Raw genomic sequence first — 15391 nt, 5'->3', positions numbered from 1 at the left:
ATTGTTGCCATATTTTGCGACTGCCGACTGCCGACTGCCGACTGCCGACTGCCGACTGCCGACTGCCGACTGCCGACTGCCGACTGCCGACTGCCGACTGGCGCCTTGTCATCGGACCTCATCCTTGATCCCGACTGTTCATGGTTGGTTGAAAAACCACCTTGTATGCCATCAGACAAGAGGCGTACAAGTACATTTATCACCCCGCAGCCGCGGGCAGATGGCTCCAGGGTTGTGCAGAAACTGGGTAGCGGCGGTCAAATATGCGGCAGGTTAGGCCTGCAGAAGCATAAATAGGGAGTCAGGGCGTTAATTGCTGGAAGAGCCGTCTCTTCATCCGATATATTGCCTCTTTTCCTCAGGTTTCTTGTGCGGTGGTGTCGATGAAACGCATTCTCTCTATCCAGTCCCACGTGGTGTTTGGCTGTGCCGGCAACAGCGCCGCCGTGTTCCCCATGCGCCGTCTCGGCATGGAGGTGTGGCCCATCAATACGGTGCAGTTCTCCAACCACACCCAGTACGAGGCGGGTTGGCAGGGAATGGCAATGCCGGCGGGCCACATTGCCGCCCTGTGCCAGGGGCTTTGCAATATCGAGGTGCTGGCGCGCTGCGATGCGGTGCTGAGCGGCTATCTGGGCTCGGCGGAGCAGGGGGACGAGATCCTGGCGGTGGTGGCGGCGGTGAAGCGAGCCAATCCGGCGGCCCTCTATTTCTGCGATCCCGTGATGGGGCATCCGGAGAAGGGGTGCATCGTCGCCCCGGGCGTCACCCGCTTTCTCACCGAGCAGGCCCTGCCGGTGGCGGACATCATGGCCCCCAATCTGCTGGAGCTGGAGACCCTGTGCGATGTCCATCTGACAACCCTGGCCCAGACCCGGGTCGCCGCACGCCAGTTGCTGGAGAAGGGGGTGAAGATGGTGCTGGTCAAGCACCTGGGTCGCGCCGCCAGCGTCCCCGGCCGCTTCGAGATGCTGCTTGCCACCCCCGAGGGAGACTATCTGATCGCCCGTCCCCTTTACGATTTCGCGCGCCAACCGGTGGGCGTGGGGGATCTCATCAGTGCCCTGATGCTGGCCAACCTGCAGGCGGGATATGATGGGGTGAGCGCCTTCGAGCGCACCAACGCCGCGGTGGATGCGGTGCTGCGACAGACCTGGGAGGCGAATGCCTACGAGCTGCAGCTCATCGCGGCCCAGAGCGCCTTTGCCGAGCCGCAGATTGCCCACAGGGCCGAGCGACTGGCCTGACGCCATTGATCAGTCCGTGACGGGACTGTCTGATCAAGGTTCAGCTTGCGGCACTGATCGGTGTTGCATCCTGAAAATGTTCGACCCTGGGGAAGGGGTCGTAGAAGTGGTGCAGCAGGGCCTTCCACTCCTGGTACTGGGGGGAGCCCCTGAACCCCCGGGTGTGATCTTCCAGCCGCGCCCACTGCACCAGCAGCAGATAGTGATGGGGATCGTCCAGGGCACGCTGCAACTGGTGGCCCAGGTAGCCGGGCATGGCGCTGATGATGTGCTGGGCCCGGGCGAAGGCCTGCTCGAAGTCAGTGGCATTGCCGGGAATGATCTGCAGATGGGCGACTTCCAATATCATGATGGCTCCTTGCGGATGAGTCTGATTGAACCAAAAACCTATGTACGCCGAGCTTTGGAGGGGGCAAGACCGGCACGCTGTCCGGTCTTGCCAGGCCGTCTGCCTCAGAGCTGCTTGTAGAAGAACTGGGTGGCGGCGAGGGTGCCGTCCCCATTGCGGGCGAAGTCCGGGATCTGGCCGGCCTCCTGATAGCCGAGCTGGCGATAGAGGCTGGAGGCCACGTCGCCGACCCGGGTATCCAGCACCAGCAAGGTACGCCTGGCGTCCCGGGCCCCTTGCTCCATGGCGTTCATCAGGGCGCGACCCACCCCCTTGCCACGGGCCTGGCTGTGGACCATCAGCTTTTCCACTTCGGCCCTGTGGCCCCCGTTGGCCTTGGTGCACAGGGAGAGCTGCAGGGCGCCCACCAGATGGTGCTGATCGAACGCCACCCAGAGCTTGCGCACTCCATCCGCCAGCTCCCCCTCGATGCCTTGCCAGTACGCCAGCCCCTGTTCTTCCTGCAGGGGAGGCAGAAAGCCCACCGAGGCACCGCTGGCCACGCAATCTTGCAGCAGGGCGATCAGCGCCGGTTTGATGCCTCTGGTGCTCTCGACCTCAAGGATCTCCATTGAATGTCCTCATCTTCTCTCTTGGCCCACGTGGGGGATTAACGTCTCGGGCGCGGACTCTCCTGCCGGTGCCATTATCATCCGGTCAGGTGCGCCGTCTCTTAGTGGATCAGTCCCTGCGCTGCCAGCCACTGGAACAGCAGGCGGGAGACGGGGGAGACTTCGGCCAGGTGGCGGCTGTCCAGCCAGCGCAGCTCGGCGATCTCCGCCGAGGCGACGGGCGTGCCGTCGGCGTCCCCCGTGTAGCAACGCAGATTGACATTCACCCCTTGCGGCTTGCCGTCCGCCTGGGCGCTGAACTCACAGGCAAACGCCAGGGTGTCGGGTTTCAGGGTGACCGCGAGCTCTTCCTCGATTTCACGAACGAGGGCCGCCTCGTCGCTCTCGCCCGGCTCGCGCTTGCCCCCCGGAATGTAGTAGATGTCCTTGCCGTGGGAGCGGGCACACAGCAGTTGTCCCTCCTTGAAGGTCAGCCAGGCGAGTTTGTCGATCATGGGCAGATTCCTCTTGTTGCCGCTTGTCAAAGGGGGGCTCGCTGCTCGCACAGGGTGCGATAGGAACGGGTTTCCCGCATCTCGGGCGCCAGTCCCAGCCGGCTAGCCAGCGCCAGCAGTTGTGCGCGGTAGGCGGGCAGGGCGGCCTCGTCGTCAGTCATGATGGCGAGCTCGGCAAAATCACCGACACCTGCCAGGTGATCCACCGTGACGTGGAAGGCCCCCAGAAAATAGATGCTACGCCGCTTGTCGATGGTCGATGGTCAGCACCGGCCGGTAGCCCAGGGTTCGCACCATGCTGGTCGCCTTGTCGGCGTCGGTGATGTTGACCGCCTCGCAGCGATCGGGTCCGGGCCCTTTGACTATCCAGAGCCGGATGCCGCTGGGGGCCATGGTGCGGATGATCAGGCTCTTCTCCTCCCGGGCCAGGGCGCCGTCAGCCGTGTCGAAGTAGCAGTCCTGCTCATGATTGTCCGCCACCATCACCTCGGGGCCGAGGGCCGTGAGGGTATGCAGAAAAGCGGCGCTGTCCGTCAGGCGGTATTTGAACTCCACCTCGAAGTGCCCCTGAAAGTGGGTGGTCATGGCCTTGCGACGGCTCCCTAACGGCAAATGAATAGGGCAGCCTAGCAAAAGTGCCGGGCTCTCCCAAGCATCGGGATCACAGCTTCGCATTGACTGCCGACTTTATGACCAGATGGTGAGGGAAAATCCGCCCTGGTGCACAGCTTGTGGCCCGGTGGCTGGGCGCCGTCCGGGGGCTGTGCTCTAATGAGCTCCCTCTTTGGCGGTATTGCCGCCCTGAACAACGACAACGAGGCGGCGGCCCCGGCCGCGCCAGTGGAGCCACAGATGCAGATCACCTCACAGACCCCCTTTATCGGACTGGGCGTGGCGGGCAACTTCGCCGGTCACCTGGAGCAGGCAGGGGAGGCGGCGGATTTCGTCGCCGTCAAGGTTGACGACAAGGTCGCCCCCAAGGCGCTGTTCCCCTTCTATGTGCCGAACCATCCCGGCCAGCTCGGGGTCTTTCCCCTGAGCGGCGAGGCCATCTTCCTGCCGGAGGCGGCGGTGAGCGGGGACGAAAAGGTGCAGATTGAACCCGAGGTGGCACTGTGGTGCGAGCTGGAGTACGCGGGGGAGCAGGTGGTGGCCATCCATCCCAAGGCGTTTGGCGCCTACAACGACTGCTCCATCCGTCGCCCCAATGCCAACAAGATCAGCGAGAAGAAGAACTGGGGTGAAGAGAGCAAGGGGCTGGCCGCGAACCTGCTGCCCCTGACCCACTTTGCCGCCGGATGCGAGCTCGATGACTACCGCATCGCCTGCTACCTGGAGCGCGGCGGTGAGCTGCACCCCTACGGGATCGACAGCGCGGCGGTGGATTACAGTTACTTCCACGGTCAGTTGCTGGCGTGGGCCATCGACAAGTTCAACCATCAGCAGGACGAAGGCCCGGCGGAGCATATCCAGGGGCTGCTGGCCCAGGCGGGGCGCCCGGCCCATGCGCTCATCAGCATCGGTGCCACCCGCTACACCCCCTTTGGCGAGACCCACTTCCTCGCCCCCGGTGATACCGCCTGCGTGGTGGTCTACCCCGCCAGTCGCTACGACGAGCAGGATATCCAGGAGGCCATCCGAGCCCGCCGCTTCGGGCCGGATGTCTCCGTGCTGCTGCAGGCGGTCAAGACCCGCTAATCCTGTCGTCAGGCCCGCTTCGGCGGGCCTGACTGTTTTTAAGCACAGCGCAGCCCGTTCCCTGTCGGCTTTCTACCCCCTGTTTGCATACCCTCTATACCTACCGCACGCCATGCCAAGCGCATGATGTTCCTCGATCCTGTTCGCGCTCCGCCATCTGCCTCCCGTGCCCTGAACCGTGCACCTCGAAAGCCGATTGCAGTGGCTGGATATAACAGTATGATTTGCCACAAGAAGTCCATTCTGCCTGCAAGGATCCCGAGTATTCATGGTTGAACTCAAGACCCTGGCCCTGTTTCTGGTGACTGCGGTTGCCGAGATCCTGGGCTGTTATCTCCCTTATCTCTGGCTGACCCAGGGCAAGAGCGTCTGGCTGCTGCTGCCCGCGGCCCTGAGCCTGGCCCTGTTCGCCTGGCTGCTCTCATTGCACCCGACCGCCGCTGGCCGCGTCTATGCCGCCTATGGCGGCGTCTACATCTTCGTGGCCATTCTCTGGCTCTGGGCCGTGGATGGCATCAAACCCAGCCTGTGGGATCTGGTGGGGGCCGGGGTGGCCCTGATCGGCATGGCCATCATCATGTTTGCCCCAAGACCCGCCTGATATCGATGCCAAGGGAGGTCAGCATGATGACGACAGTGGTGATAAGAGAGTGTGAGGCGCAGGACTTGGCCGGGCTGCTGGCCCTTTATCAGGAACTCAGGCCTCAGGACCCCGTGCTCGACGAGCAAGGGGCCCGCGAGGGATTGGCGGCGATGCTTGATCTGCCCCATACCCGCATCATGGTGGCCCTGGTGGAGGGCCAGCTGGCCTCCAGCTGCCAGCTCGGGGTGATCCCGACCCTCACCAACGGCGGCCGACCCTTCGGCATCATAGAGCATGTGATCACGGGTGCTGCGTTTCGCCGCCAGGGGCTCAGCCATCAGTTGCTGGAGCATACCCTGGCGCTGGCCTGGGAGCTGGATTGCTACAAGGTGATGCTGCTCTCAGGGGAGGGGCGGGAGGCCGCTCATCGCCTCTATGAGGGACTCGGTTTCAAGGCCGGCATCGAGAAAGGGTTTGTTATCAAGGCGCCGCAATAAGTCCCATGGACTGCTGCATCATCAAAGGCGTGGGCTGTTATCCGCAACATATTGAGGTAGCGATGAAAATTGACGCCGCACAAAAGTGCGATCACCCAACCCTTATCACCATCTGGGAGGCCTCGGTGCGCGCCAGCCACCACTTCCTGCAAGAAGCCGACATAGCGGCCCTGAGGCCCTTGATCCTGGAGCACTATTTCGATGCCGTGACGCTGAACTGTGCCAGAGTAGACAATGGCGAGATCGTCGGTTTTATCGGGGTGGCCGAGGGCAATATCGAGATGCTGTTCATCGCCCCCGCCGGGATGGGGCAGGGGGTGGGTCGCCAACTGGTGGCCCATGCCATCGCCAATCTCGGGGCGCGCCGGGTGGATGTGAACGAGCAAAACGAAGGGGCCTGTGGGTTTTACCGACGGATGGGCTTCGAGGTGACGGGGCGCTCCCCCCTGGATGGCCAGGGCAAGCCCTATCCGCTGCTGCACATGGCCTTGGCCGCCTGTTAAGGGCGCCAGAGCATAAAAAAACCGCCCGAGGGCGGTTTTTTGTTGTTCAGGAGGTTTGGCTCGCGCCCCCTCACTCCTCGTTGGAGTTGTCCTGATAGTCGCCCCGCTGGGCCTTGGGCAGGCGGCGCATGGGGGCGAAACCGATATCCTCGCCCACCACTTCCCGCTTGCGGGACTTGTTTTGCGCAGGCTGGGTCGGCTTCTTGGCGCCATCCCCCTTGCCTTTCCCGGCGGCGGGTTTGCCCTTGGCGTTGGCATGGCCACGGGCGCGGGGCGGGTTTTGCACCGGCTTGCTGCCCGGCAGGGTCTGGCGGCTCGGCTTGCCGCTCGGCTCGTACCCTTCCAGGATCTCCACGGTCAGGGATTGGCCGATCAGCGCCTCGATCTCCTTGAGCTGACCCAGCTCGTCCTGGCTCACCAGGGAGATGGCCTCGCCGCCGCGCCCGGCACGGCCGGTGCGGCCGATGCGGTGGATGTAATCCTCCGCCATCTGGGGCAGCTCGAAGTTGATCACGTGGGGCAGCTGATCGATGTCCAGACCCCGTGCGGCGATATCGGTGGCAACCAGCACCCGCACCTTGCCTTCACGAAAATCCGCCAGCGCCCGGTTGCGGGCCCCCTGGCTCTTGTCACCGTGGATGGCGACCGTATCCAGGCCATCTTTCTGCATTTGCTGGGCGAGCCTGTCGGCAATCTGCTTGGTGCGCACGAACACCAGCACCCGCTGCCAGTTGCCACGGCCAATCATGTGGGAGAGCATCTCCCGGCGGCGCTCCCGATCGACCTGGATGATGCGCTGGCTTACCTGCTCGGCGGCGGTGTTACTGGGATCCACCTCGATGAGGGTGGGATCCTTGAGCAGATCGTCTGCCAGCGCCTTGATGTCATTGGAGAAGGTGGCGGAGAAGAGCAGAGTCTGACGCTCCTCCGGCAGGGCCTTCATGATGCGGCGAATGTCGGTGATGAACCCCATGTCGAGCATTCTGTCCGCTTCATCCAGCACCAGCACCTCGAGGGCGCTCAGGGTCAGGGCGCCCTGGGTCAGCAGATCCAGCAGGCGGCCCGGGGTGGCGACCAGGATGTCGACCCCGAGCTTGATGGCGTCCAGGTTCGGCTTGATGCTGACGCCGCCATAGGCGATCAGAGTACGAAACGGCAGGTGGTGGGCATATTTGATGATGCTCTCGCCCACCTGGGCGGCCAGCTCCCGGGTCGGGGTCAGCACCAGGGCTCGCACCTGGCGGCGACCGCCACGGCCATGGTTGGCCAGCAGCCGATGAAGCATGGGCAGGGTGAAACCGGCCGTCTTGCCCGTGCCTGTCTGGGCGCCGCCCAGCACGTCCTGCCCGGCCAGGATGGCGGGAATGGCTTGCTGCTGGATGGGGGTGGGTTGTTCGTAACCCAGCTCCTTGACGGCCCGCAGGATGTGCGGTGACAGACCCAGTTCATTGAATGACATGTTCGAGGGACACTCCGAGCCTTGGGCTCAACGGGTGACGGCAGCCTTGGTCCGTCACGACATGGAAAATAGGGTGGGCCGCCATCGAGGCTGGGCCTGAGCCCGGCAAAGCGACCGCACAAGAGACAGTGGGCGCGTAATATAGCAGATGCGAGGCGCACGCGCAGCAGCCGTGTCGCGAGCAGGGTTGCCACGGCCATCCCGGCAGGGAAAGGCCAGGGGGGCGCCAAGAGGGGCCCGCTTCGCCTCGGCGCACGCCCGTCAGAGCAGTCCCTCGATGGCCTGCACCAGATCCTCCGGCCTGGTCTGGGGGGCGAAGCGGTCCACCACCCGGCCTTCACGGTCAATCAGGAACTTGGTGAAGTTCCACTTGATGGCCTCGCTGCCAAGGAGTCCGGGCTTTTGCTCCTTGAGCCAGCGATAGAGGGGGTGGGCCCCGGCGCCGTTGACCTCGCACTTGGCCATCAGGGGGAAGCTGACCGGGTAGTCGAGAGAGCAGAAGCGGGCGATCTCCTCGGCATCGCCCGGCTCCTGATGGCCGAACTGATCGCAGGGGAAGCCCAGGATCTCGAAGCCTTGGGGGCCGAACTGGCGATAGAGGGCCTCAAGCCCGGTGTATTGGGGGGTAAAACCGCAGCGGCTTGCCACGTTGACCACCAGCACGACACGGCCCTGCAGATCGGCGGTGGACCAGGCCGTGCCATCGAGTCGTTGCAGGGGGATGAGGGGCAGGGGCATGGTTTCTCCTGATGCAAGAGGGGCGACAAGGCGCCCGGGGACAATCCTTGCACGTTAACGGGCCGAGGGCCGGGGAGCAAGGGGGAGGGCGTCTGTGCCCCCCAGACTCCTATTGATGGCGGGACTTCTCAAGAGAAGCAATCCGGTTTGTGCCGATGGTCCGAAGTCGCTACAAAGCGCACTCTCTCCCCTCGCTGCGAGCCTATCTTGGACTATCAAGCCGTCATGGATGCCATCTACACCCGGGGTTGGGTGATAGTGGATGATTTTTTAACCGCCGCCGAGGTGGATGCCCTCAAGGCCTGCCTGCCGGACGAGTGGCGACCGGCGGGGATCGGGCGCGAGACCCTGCATCAGGACAACCGCGATATCCGTCGGGATCAGATCCACTGGCTCGACGCCTCCCTCGGCGCGCCGGTGGCCGATTATCTGGCCCGGATGGAGTCCCTGCGTCTGGCCGCCAATCGCAGCCTGATGCTGGGGCTGTTCGACTACGAGGCCCACTTTGCCCGCTACCGTCAGGGGGACTTCTACGCCACCCATCGCGACGCCTTCGCCGGGCGATCCAACCGCCGGCTCACCTCGGTGTTCTACCTGAACAACGACTGGCAGCCAGAGGCGGGGGGAATATTGCGGGTCTATGACGACAGCGAGCAGTTTCTGATGGATGTCTCCCCCCGGGGCGGGCGGCTGGTGCTCTTCCTGTCTGAAGAGTTTCCCCACGAGGTGCTGCCCGCAAGCCGGGAGCGCTACAGCATTGCCGGCTGGTTTCGGGTCAACGGCAATGGCGCCGGGCGGGTCGATCCCCCCCGCTGAGCGCATTTCATCCTGTTTCTGACACAGGAAGAGACTTTTATCTGTCCGGGCAGGGGGAGGTGCGCCCCATCGGCTGACAAGGCTTCCCCTCCCTTGCTACACTGCCCGCACTTATGTTCGTTTCTGGCTTCGTCCGGTTTTCATGCGGTTGGGTTTGACATGGTGATGACGAAGCCGCTTCTCCCAAGGGATCACATCTAATGAAGAACATGCATGTCTTGCTGCTGTGCGGCGGTGGCGGCTCCGAGCACGAAGTCTCGCTGCGCAGCGCCAATTTCCTCGAAAAACAGCTCGGGCTCCTGCCCGGTATCGAAGTGACCCGGGTCGAGATGTTTGCCGACCGCTGGCTCTCCGCCGACGGTCGCGAGTGCAAGCTGGGGCTGGACAAGCTGCTCTCGTTCGACAGCGTGGCCCGTCCGGTGGACTACGTGGTGCCCTGCATCCACGGCTATCCCGGTGAGACCGGCGATCTGCAATCCTTCCTCGAGCTGGCCGGCCTGCCTTATCTGGGTTGTGACGCCGAGGCGAGCAAGGTGTGCTTCAACAAGATCACCACCAAGCTGTGGCTCACCGCCATCGGCATCCCCAATACCCCCTACCTGTTCCTGACCGAGCAGGACGAGGCGAGCCTGTCCGAGGCAAAAGCGGCGCTGGCCAAGTGGGGCAAGGTCTTCATCAAGGCGGCCTCCCAGGGCTCTTCCGTGGGTTGCTACTCCGCCAGCAACGAGGCAGATCTGGTGAAGGGCATTGCCGATGCTTTCGGTTACTCCGAGCAGGTATTGATCGAAAAAGCGGTCAAGCCCCGCGAGCTGGAAGTGGCGGTCTACCAGTATGGTGACGAGCTGGTGGCCACCTATCCGGGGGAGATCTGCGTACCCCAGGACAAGTTCTACACCTATGAAGAGAAGTACAGCAGCGCCAGTCACACCGAGACCGCGCTCAAGGCCGAGGGGCTGACTCAGGCCCAGGCCGATGCCATCCACGAGTACGCCTTGAAGGCGTTCCGTCAGCTCAAGCTGACCCACCTGTCGCGCATCGACTTCTTCCTGACCGAAGAGGGGGAGATTTTGCTCAACGAGATCAACACCTTCCCGGGCATGACCTCCATCTCCATGTTCCCGAAACTGCTGGAGCACCACGGCCACAGCTTCGCGCACTATCTGGAGCAGATCCTGCGAAAGGCGGTCTGACGTCGCCAGACCCGGTTGCAACGGATGGTGAGTAGGGGCCTCAGGGCCCCTTTTTTCATGGGGGGAAGCGGGCAGAGCGCGGGGAGGGAAGGGGCAGGGCGCCGCCTGGCAAGCCTTGCCGCCAGGAGGGCGCGCCGTTACAATCAGCCCCCTTTTGTCCCGCCACAGGCACCGTCAGAGCCGCGTTCCATGAAGCCCATCCCCGATCACGCCGTCAACCGCCTGCGCATCTGGCGCAAGAGCGTCTCGACCCGACCCTTTCTTGCCCGTGGCGGCAGCGTGCCACGCTGCGATGCCTGCCAGCTGCGCCACGACTGGTGTGCCTGCGACTGGCGCCCGGCGCTCAAGGCCGAGGCCGGTTTCTGCCTCATGATGTATGACAGCGAGCCCATGAAGCCCTCCAACACCGGGCGCCTCATCGCCGACGTGCTGCCGGACTCCACCTGGGCCTTTCTCTGGTCGCGTACCGAACCCCATCCCGAGCTGCTGGCCCTGCTGGCGGATCCCGCCTGGCAGCCCTACGTGGTCTTTCCCGCCTGCGAGAAAGTGCCCGACCGCCTGACCGGCGAGGTGGTACTGGCCCCCGGCAAGAAGCCGCTGTTCATCCTGCTGGACGGCACCTGGCCCGAGGCGCGCAAGATGTTCAACAAGAGTCCCTATCTGGACGGCTTCCCGGTGCTCGCCATCAAGCCGGACGCGCTCTCTACCTACGGCATGCGCGTCGCCCACAGCGACGAGCACCTGTGCACCGCCGAGGTGGCCGCCTGCGTGCTGGAAGTGGCCGGGGAGCTGCGGGCGGGACAGGCGCTGCAGCTCTGGTTCAATCTCTTTAGCCGCCGCTACATGGCTGGCCGGGTGAGCCGTGCGCCCGGTGCGGATGAAGCGCCCCTGCTGGAGGGACTGGAGACCATCAAGGGCCAGAGCCGCGCTCTGGATTAATCCTCATCAGCAGCCGCTACATGGCTGGCCGGGTAAGCCGTGCGCCCGGTGCGGATGAAGCGCCCCTGCTACAGGGGCTGGCGGTTATCAAAGCACAGACCCTCTTGCACGCTGATTGATGAAAATAAGGAATCAGTTGGCTGCCATTGTTTCGTTGGCTTCATGAGCCCGCCCTCGCTAGGATAGCGACCTGTTGACTCCTTCAGGCTCCAGGCCATGCCGGGCGCCGCCAATCACACGAGGTCTATGGATGGAACTGGAACTGCTCACCCTGGTCGCCCTGTTCGGGGTGGCCCTCATCGCCGGCTTTATCGATGCCATCGCCGGGGGCGGGGGACTCTTGACGGTGCCGGCCCTGCTGGCCACCGGCATGCCGCCAGCCCTGGTGCTTGGCACCAACAAGTTGCAGAGCAGTTTCGGCTCCTTCTCCGCCACTTGGTTCTATGCCCGCAAGGGGCTCCTTGAGTGGGCCATCATCTGGCCGGCGGTCATCTGCACCTTCATCGGGGCGGCCATCGGCACCCTGGCGGTGCAGACCATCGATGCCGCCATCCTGGAGCGACTGCTCCCCTTCCTGCTGATGGCGTTTGCCTGCTACTTCTACTTCTCCCCCAGGGTGAGCGATGCGGAGAGCCAGCGCCGCCTCACTCCCATGGCGTTTGCCCTGCTGGTGGGAGGGGGCGTGGGCTTTTATGACGGCTTCTTCGGGCCGGGCACGGGGTCGTTTTTTGCCATCGGCTTCGTGGCCCTGGCGGGCTTTGGCATGGCGCGGGCCACCGCCCACACCAAGCTGCTCAACTTCACCTCCAACATCGCTTCCCTGCTCTTCTTCACCCTGGGGGGCAAGGTGGTGTGGAGCGTGGGGCTGTGCATGGCGCTGGGGCAGTTCATCGGGGCGCGCATGGGCTCCAAGCTGGTGCTCAAGAAAGGGGTGAAGCTCATCAAGCCGCTGCTGGTGACCGTCTCCCTGGTGATGTCCGCCAAGCTGGTGTGGAGCCAGTACCCCGAGCTCTTTGCCTGGCTGGGCTGAGCCAATATCCCCCATGACGAGGGTCCGATCGCAGATCGGGCCCTCTTGCGTTTCAGCCCAGTGCCGATAGTTGCCGGAAATGGGCTTGCAGCGCCTGCACCAGGCGGGCAATGCGATCGCGCTTGAGGCTGTTTGGCCGATAGACCAGGTGGAGCGGGCGGCCCAGTCCCGGCAGGGGGCGTGCCTGTGTCCCCTGCTCACCCACCAGCGCCAGCAGGCCGGCGGGCAGGAGCACGGGGCCAATGCCTGCCTTGGCCAGCTCGATCAGCGCCAGGTAGGAATCGAGCTCCATGGCGGGGATAAGCCCGAGGGCGGCCAGGGGCTCGCGCAGATAGCGGTTGGAGGGGTTCTCCAGATCCATGGTCAGGATCTTGCGCACCTTGCCCTGCATCCCCTTACTCACGTCGCCTTCAGTCAGTTGCTTGCTGGTCACAGTTTCTTGCAAGGCGCTCTGGTGATCCGGCTGCGCCGCCTCATCCAGAGCGTCCCCCACCAGATAGAAGGGCTCCTCCAGCAGCCGTTCGGCACACAGCCCATGGCCCGGCGGCAGGCGACCGGCGCAGATCCCGAGCAGGGCATCCCCGCCGCGCACCCGGGCCAGAATGACCGGGGTGTGGTGGGTAGAGAGGGCAATGTGGGGATCCCGTTCAAGGTAGGCGTGCATGAAGCGGGCGAGGTAGCCCGCCAGCAGGGTTTCGGAGCAGGCGATGGACAGAGGGGTCTGATCCGTGAGGATCTGGCTGTCCGCCAGCACCCCCTTCATTTCGGCGAGGCTTGGGGCTACCCGGGCGAGCAGCTCACGGGCCTGGGGAGTGAGGCGGATATGACGGCCATCCGGCTCGATGAGCTTCTTGCCAAGGCGCTGCTCCAGCTGGGCGATGCGCTTGCTGACCGCCGACTGACTGATATAGAGGCGGCTTGCAACCTTGGCCATGGTGCCCTCGCTTGCCAGCAGGCAGAGTGTCTCCAGCCCTTCCAGTAACATGCGTCCTCCCTCCTCGTGTGTTGGACGCGGTTACCTTAGGGGCTGGTGGCATCAGGGGCAAGTACCGTTTGCGGCCCTTGATAGCGGCCAGCGCCACGCCTTGACGGGGGGCGCGAAGATCACCAGGTTGCCGATAAGGCTCACCACCACGCCGACGATGGAGACCGTCTGCCAGACAAAGCCTTCATAGAAGGTGGAGAGTGTGAGGGCCACCAGGGGGAAGAGCACGGTGGCGTAGGCCGCCTTGCTGGCACCGATGCGCCCCACCAGAGTGAGGTAGGCGGTGAAGGCGATGACGGAGCCGAAGATGGCCAGATAGACCATGGCGGCGAGGTAGCGCGGGTCGGTGGGCAGGGTGAGTGACTGACCGAGTACCGTGACCCAGCCCAGCAGCAGCGCCACGCCGTAGACCATGCCCCAGGGTACCATCTGTAATACGTGATAGCCCTGGCGCTGTCCCCGGGCGGAGACCAGGTTGCCCAGGGAGAAGCAGAGAGTGCCGGCGCAGGCAAAGAGCAAGCCCTTCCAGCCGTTTGCACCCAGTTGCGCATCCGCCAGCACCGGCCAGAAGAGCAGCAGGGTGCCAAGCAGCCCCAGCAACGATCCTTGCAGCCAACGCAGGCCCGGTCGTTTACCTTCGAACAGCCAGAGATTGAGGCCGTTGAAGATGCTGGCGCTGGCGAAAATCACCGCCGACAGGCCGCTCGGGATATAGAGGGTGGCGTGGTAGAAACAGAGGAAGTTGGTGGAAAAGAGCAACGCACCGAGCAGGGCAGCATAACGCTGGCCCGCCCAGGGCAGGCGCGGAAACTTGCCGCTCACCGTGAGCAGGGCGAACAGGGCCAGGGCCGCCAGGGCGAAACGATAGAGCACCGAGACCTCGATGGGGATGGGGCCGAGCTGCCAGGCGATGGCAATCCAGGTGCTGCCCCAGATGAGGACGGTGGAAACATAGAGCATCAGATTCATGGTGTGATCCCATCAAGAGAAGATGATGTGATCAGCATGAACCGTGAGGCGGGGGGCCGGCTTGCACCATCTTGCGGTTTTTTCAACGGAGGCGCAGCCTTTGACCATGAGGCGCGATAAGATGGCGACAGGAAAGGGGCGGCAAGTGCCAGAGAGGGACGCAAGCGTGCAGCATGCCATGCAGCAGACAAGACAGGCAGGGGTCTTTGATGCCCTGGTGAGCACCGGTGCCAGGCTGGAGGACTCCTGCTGGCTGGAGCCCGGGCTCGGGGTGGCGAGCTGGTGCAACCGCTACGATCAGACCCGCTACCACAAGCCGGGCAACCACACCATCAGCGTCTACCTGCAGGGGGGCGAGCAGACCGAGCGGCTGGACGGCCCCGGTGGCCATGGCGGTGCCGGCAAGGTGTGCATCATGCCGGATCACCACAGGTCCGAATGGCTGGTGCGCGAGGAGTTTCGCTTCTTCCACCTCTACTTCACCCCCGGCCACTTCAGCCGTATCGCCGAGCAGGCGTGCGACAAGGAGGGGCGTCATCTGCAACTGGAAGACAAGACCTTCATCGACGATCCCCAGGCGGCGGCCCTGGTGCAGGGGCAATTGATGAAGCTGGACTGGCAGCACGGCATCGATCGCATGGCGCTCTCCCACGGTGCCTGGATGCTGATGCTGCACGCCTATCGCCATCACACCCGCGAGGCCCCGGCGCTGCCGGAGGTGCGCGGCGGCCTGGCCCCCGCCGTGGTGCGCCGGGTGCAGGAGTATCTGCAGGCTCACCTGGCCGAGCCGGTCACCCTGGGAGAGCTCGCCCGGGAGGCGGGTCTGAGCGAATACCACTTCGCCCGGATGTTCGGGCAGAGCCTGGGGTGTCCGCCTCACCGCTACCTGCTCGGGCTGCGGCTCAAGCGGGCCAAGCAGTTGCTGGCGGGAAGCGAGCCTCTGGCCAGCATCGCCGCCCAGTGCGGCTTCTCCTCCCAGGCCCATTTTGGTAACCGTTTTCGGGAGGCGTTCGGCCTGAGCCCGGGCCAGTGGCGAGCCCAGTTGTCATTCTCCTGTCACAGATAACCCTGAGACTCTGGGCAAAAGAGGTGTACCCTCTGTCTCTTGTCCATTGAAAGGAATGCCCATTGAATCATCGCAAACGTCAGACTCGTACTCGCCATCTCTGGTTCAACCACTGGAATGCCCCCCTCTATCGCGCCACCCAGCCGACGCCGCCCGAACCGCTCGTTCCTCACAGTTCCCGCTGAAAACGCCGTAACCCGATAGGATTTTTCCGGCA

Annotated in this window: 18 protein-coding genes and 1 pseudogene; 11 read left to right on the top strand and 8 right to left on the bottom strand. The window is 64.0% G+C overall.

Annotation, left to right across the window (positions count from 1 at the left end; translation table 11 throughout):
• The first annotated feature begins 383 nt into the window (after positions 1-383).
• Positions 384-1247 (top strand): pyridoxal kinase PdxY, encoded by an 864-nt coding sequence (gene pdxY, locus H7R73_RS12910; RefSeq protein WP_010674877.1) that lies wholly within the window; start codon positions 384-386, stop codon positions 1245-1247.
• Between the two features lie 40 nt (positions 1248-1287).
• On the opposite strand, the gene H7R73_RS12905 is transcribed toward pdxY, so the two are convergent.
• From H7R73_RS12905 to H7R73_RS24490, 4 genes and pseudogenes are all read right to left on the bottom strand, one after another.
• Positions 1288-1596, bottom strand: coding sequence for an antibiotic biosynthesis monooxygenase family protein (locus H7R73_RS12905; protein ID WP_103260217.1), 309 nt, complete (start codon positions 1594-1596; stop codon positions 1288-1290).
• A gap of 104 nt (positions 1597-1700) precedes the next feature.
• A complete protein-coding gene (locus H7R73_RS12900; RefSeq protein WP_010674875.1) occupies positions 1701-2207 on the bottom strand; it encodes a GNAT family N-acetyltransferase in 507 nt (168 codons plus the stop codon).
• Positions 2208-2308: 101 nt separating this feature from the next.
• A complete protein-coding gene (locus H7R73_RS12895; protein ID WP_039038593.1) occupies positions 2309-2701 on the bottom strand; it encodes an NUDIX hydrolase in 393 nt (130 codons plus the stop codon).
• Between the two features lie 26 nt (positions 2702-2727).
• A pseudogene (locus tag H7R73_RS24490) lies at positions 2728-3286 on the bottom strand (class IV adenylate cyclase).
• Between the two features lie 267 nt (positions 3287-3553).
• Here H7R73_RS24490 and H7R73_RS12885 point away from each other — a divergent pair.
• The 4 genes from H7R73_RS12885 to H7R73_RS12870 all read left to right on the top strand — a co-directional run bounded on the left by H7R73_RS12885 (position 3554) and on the right by H7R73_RS12870 (position 5982).
• The gene (locus H7R73_RS12885) at positions 3554-4399 is read left to right on the top strand and encodes a DUF5718 family protein (RefSeq protein WP_041215896.1); all 846 of its coding nucleotides are present in this window, start codon (positions 3554-3556) and stop codon (positions 4397-4399) included.
• Positions 4400-4667: 268 nt separating this feature from the next.
• Positions 4668-5000, top strand: a complete 333-nt coding sequence (locus H7R73_RS12880; RefSeq protein ID WP_039038590.1) for a YnfA family protein — start codon at positions 4668-4670, stop codon at positions 4998-5000.
• A 23-nt stretch (positions 5001-5023) separates the two neighbouring features.
• Positions 5024-5479 carry a GNAT family N-acetyltransferase gene (locus H7R73_RS12875; protein WP_223956621.1) on the top strand — a complete coding sequence of 152 codons (456 nt, stop codon included), beginning with the start codon at positions 5024-5026 and terminating at the stop codon, positions 5477-5479.
• 62 nt (positions 5480-5541) lie between these two features.
• Positions 5542-5982 carry an acetyltransferase gene (locus H7R73_RS12870; protein WP_103260216.1) on the top strand — a complete coding sequence of 147 codons (441 nt, stop codon included), beginning with the start codon at positions 5542-5544 and terminating at the stop codon, positions 5980-5982.
• 70 nt (positions 5983-6052) lie between these two features.
• Here the strand turns inward: H7R73_RS12870 and H7R73_RS12865 are convergent, their stop codons facing one another.
• Positions 6053-7441, bottom strand: coding sequence for a DEAD/DEAH box helicase (locus H7R73_RS12865; RefSeq protein WP_103260215.1), 1389 nt, complete (start codon positions 7439-7441; stop codon positions 6053-6055).
• A 261-nt stretch (positions 7442-7702) separates the two neighbouring features.
• Complete coding sequence (locus H7R73_RS12860; RefSeq protein ID WP_039038588.1) at positions 7703-8179, bottom strand: glutathione peroxidase; 477 nt, start codon at positions 8177-8179, stop codon at positions 7703-7705.
• 207 nt (positions 8180-8386) lie between these two features.
• Between H7R73_RS12860 and H7R73_RS12855 the strand changes: the two genes are divergently transcribed.
• From H7R73_RS12855 to H7R73_RS12840, 4 genes are all read left to right on the top strand, one after another.
• Positions 8387-8995, top strand: coding sequence for a 2OG-Fe(II) oxygenase (locus H7R73_RS12855; protein ID WP_041211488.1), 609 nt, complete (start codon positions 8387-8389; stop codon positions 8993-8995).
• 200 nt (positions 8996-9195) lie between these two features.
• Entirely contained in the window at positions 9196-10185 is a 990-nt protein-coding gene (locus H7R73_RS12850) for a D-alanine--D-alanine ligase (RefSeq protein ID WP_048207792.1), read from the top strand.
• 189 nt (positions 10186-10374) lie between these two features.
• A complete protein-coding gene (locus H7R73_RS12845; protein WP_103260214.1) occupies positions 10375-11124 on the top strand; it encodes a tRNA-uridine aminocarboxypropyltransferase in 750 nt (249 codons plus the stop codon).
• Positions 11125-11374: 250 nt separating this feature from the next.
• Entirely contained in the window at positions 11375-12154 is a 780-nt protein-coding gene (locus tag H7R73_RS12840; protein WP_010674863.1) for a TSUP family transporter, read from the top strand.
• Between the two features lie 52 nt (positions 12155-12206).
• Here H7R73_RS12840 and H7R73_RS12835 read toward each other — a convergent pair whose 3' ends face one another.
• Positions 12207-13139, bottom strand: coding sequence for a LysR family transcriptional regulator (locus H7R73_RS12835; protein WP_103260213.1), 933 nt, complete (start codon positions 13137-13139; stop codon positions 12207-12209).
• Positions 13140-13190: 51 nt separating this feature from the next.
• Positions 13191-14108: a DMT family transporter gene (locus H7R73_RS12830; RefSeq protein WP_041215090.1), complete on the bottom strand. Its 918-nt coding sequence runs from the start codon at positions 14106-14108 to the stop codon at positions 13191-13193.
• 178 nt (positions 14109-14286) lie between these two features.
• Here H7R73_RS12830 and H7R73_RS12825 point away from each other — a divergent pair, with 178 nt between their 5' ends.
• Positions 14287-15174: a helix-turn-helix domain-containing protein gene (locus H7R73_RS12825; RefSeq protein WP_182951158.1), complete on the top strand. Its 888-nt coding sequence runs from the start codon at positions 14287-14289 to the stop codon at positions 15172-15174.
• A gap of 62 nt (positions 15175-15236) precedes the next feature.
• A complete protein-coding gene (locus H7R73_RS24395; RefSeq protein WP_256094327.1) occupies positions 15237-15359 on the top strand; it encodes a hypothetical protein in 123 nt (40 codons plus the stop codon).
• Positions 15360-15391: the final 32 nt, after the last annotated feature.

This window comes from Aeromonas sp. WP2-W18-CRE-05 (genome assembly GCF_014168615.1).
GTDB classification, from domain to species: Bacteria; Pseudomonadota; Gammaproteobacteria; order Enterobacterales; family Aeromonadaceae; genus Aeromonas; species Aeromonas caviae.
This window is presented reverse-complemented; position numbering and strand designations above follow the sequence as displayed.

What these genes read in the sequence shown, in the direction of transcription:
- H7R73_RS12840 (WP_010674863.1), top strand. Translation starts at nt 11,375, where the DNA reads ATGGAACTGGAACTGCTCACCCTGGTCGCCCTGTTCGGGGTGGCCCTC.
- H7R73_RS12845 (WP_103260214.1), top strand. Translation starts at nt 10,375, where the DNA reads ATGAAGCCCATCCCCGATCACGCCGTCAACCGCCTGCGCATCTGGCGC.
- H7R73_RS12860 (WP_039038588.1), bottom strand. Translation starts at nt 8,179, where the DNA reads ATGCCCCTGCCCCTCATCCCCCTGCAACGACTCGATGGCACGGCCTGG.
- H7R73_RS12895 (WP_039038593.1), bottom strand. Translation starts at nt 2,701, where the DNA reads ATGATCGACAAACTCGCCTGGCTGACCTTCAAGGAGGGACAACTGCTG.
- H7R73_RS12875 (WP_223956621.1), top strand. Translation starts at nt 5,024, where the DNA reads ATGATGACGACAGTGGTGATAAGAGAGTGTGAGGCGCAGGACTTGGCC.
- H7R73_RS12900 (WP_010674875.1), bottom strand. Translation starts at nt 2,207, where the DNA reads ATGGAGATCCTTGAGGTCGAGAGCACCAGAGGCATCAAACCGGCGCTG.
- H7R73_RS12885 (WP_041215896.1), top strand. Translation starts at nt 3,554, where the DNA reads ATGCAGATCACCTCACAGACCCCCTTTATCGGACTGGGCGTGGCGGGC.
- H7R73_RS12835 (WP_103260213.1), bottom strand. Translation starts at nt 13,139, where the DNA reads ATGTTACTGGAAGGGCTGGAGACACTCTGCCTGCTGGCAAGCGAGGGC.
- H7R73_RS12880 (WP_039038590.1), top strand. Translation starts at nt 4,668, where the DNA reads ATGGTTGAACTCAAGACCCTGGCCCTGTTTCTGGTGACTGCGGTTGCC.
- H7R73_RS12865 (WP_103260215.1), bottom strand. Translation starts at nt 7,441, where the DNA reads ATGTCATTCAATGAACTGGGTCTGTCACCGCACATCCTGCGGGCCGTC.
- H7R73_RS12825 (WP_182951158.1), top strand. Translation starts at nt 14,287, where the DNA reads ATGCAGCAGACAAGACAGGCAGGGGTCTTTGATGCCCTGGTGAGCACC.
- H7R73_RS12850 (WP_048207792.1), top strand. Translation starts at nt 9,196, where the DNA reads ATGAAGAACATGCATGTCTTGCTGCTGTGCGGCGGTGGCGGCTCCGAG.
- H7R73_RS12830 (WP_041215090.1), bottom strand. Translation starts at nt 14,108, where the DNA reads ATGAATCTGATGCTCTATGTTTCCACCGTCCTCATCTGGGGCAGCACC.
- pdxY (WP_010674877.1), top strand. Translation starts at nt 384, where the DNA reads ATGAAACGCATTCTCTCTATCCAGTCCCACGTGGTGTTTGGCTGTGCC.
- H7R73_RS12870 (WP_103260216.1), top strand. Translation starts at nt 5,542, where the DNA reads ATGAAAATTGACGCCGCACAAAAGTGCGATCACCCAACCCTTATCACC.
- H7R73_RS12905 (WP_103260217.1), bottom strand. Translation starts at nt 1,596, where the DNA reads ATGATATTGGAAGTCGCCCATCTGCAGATCATTCCCGGCAATGCCACT.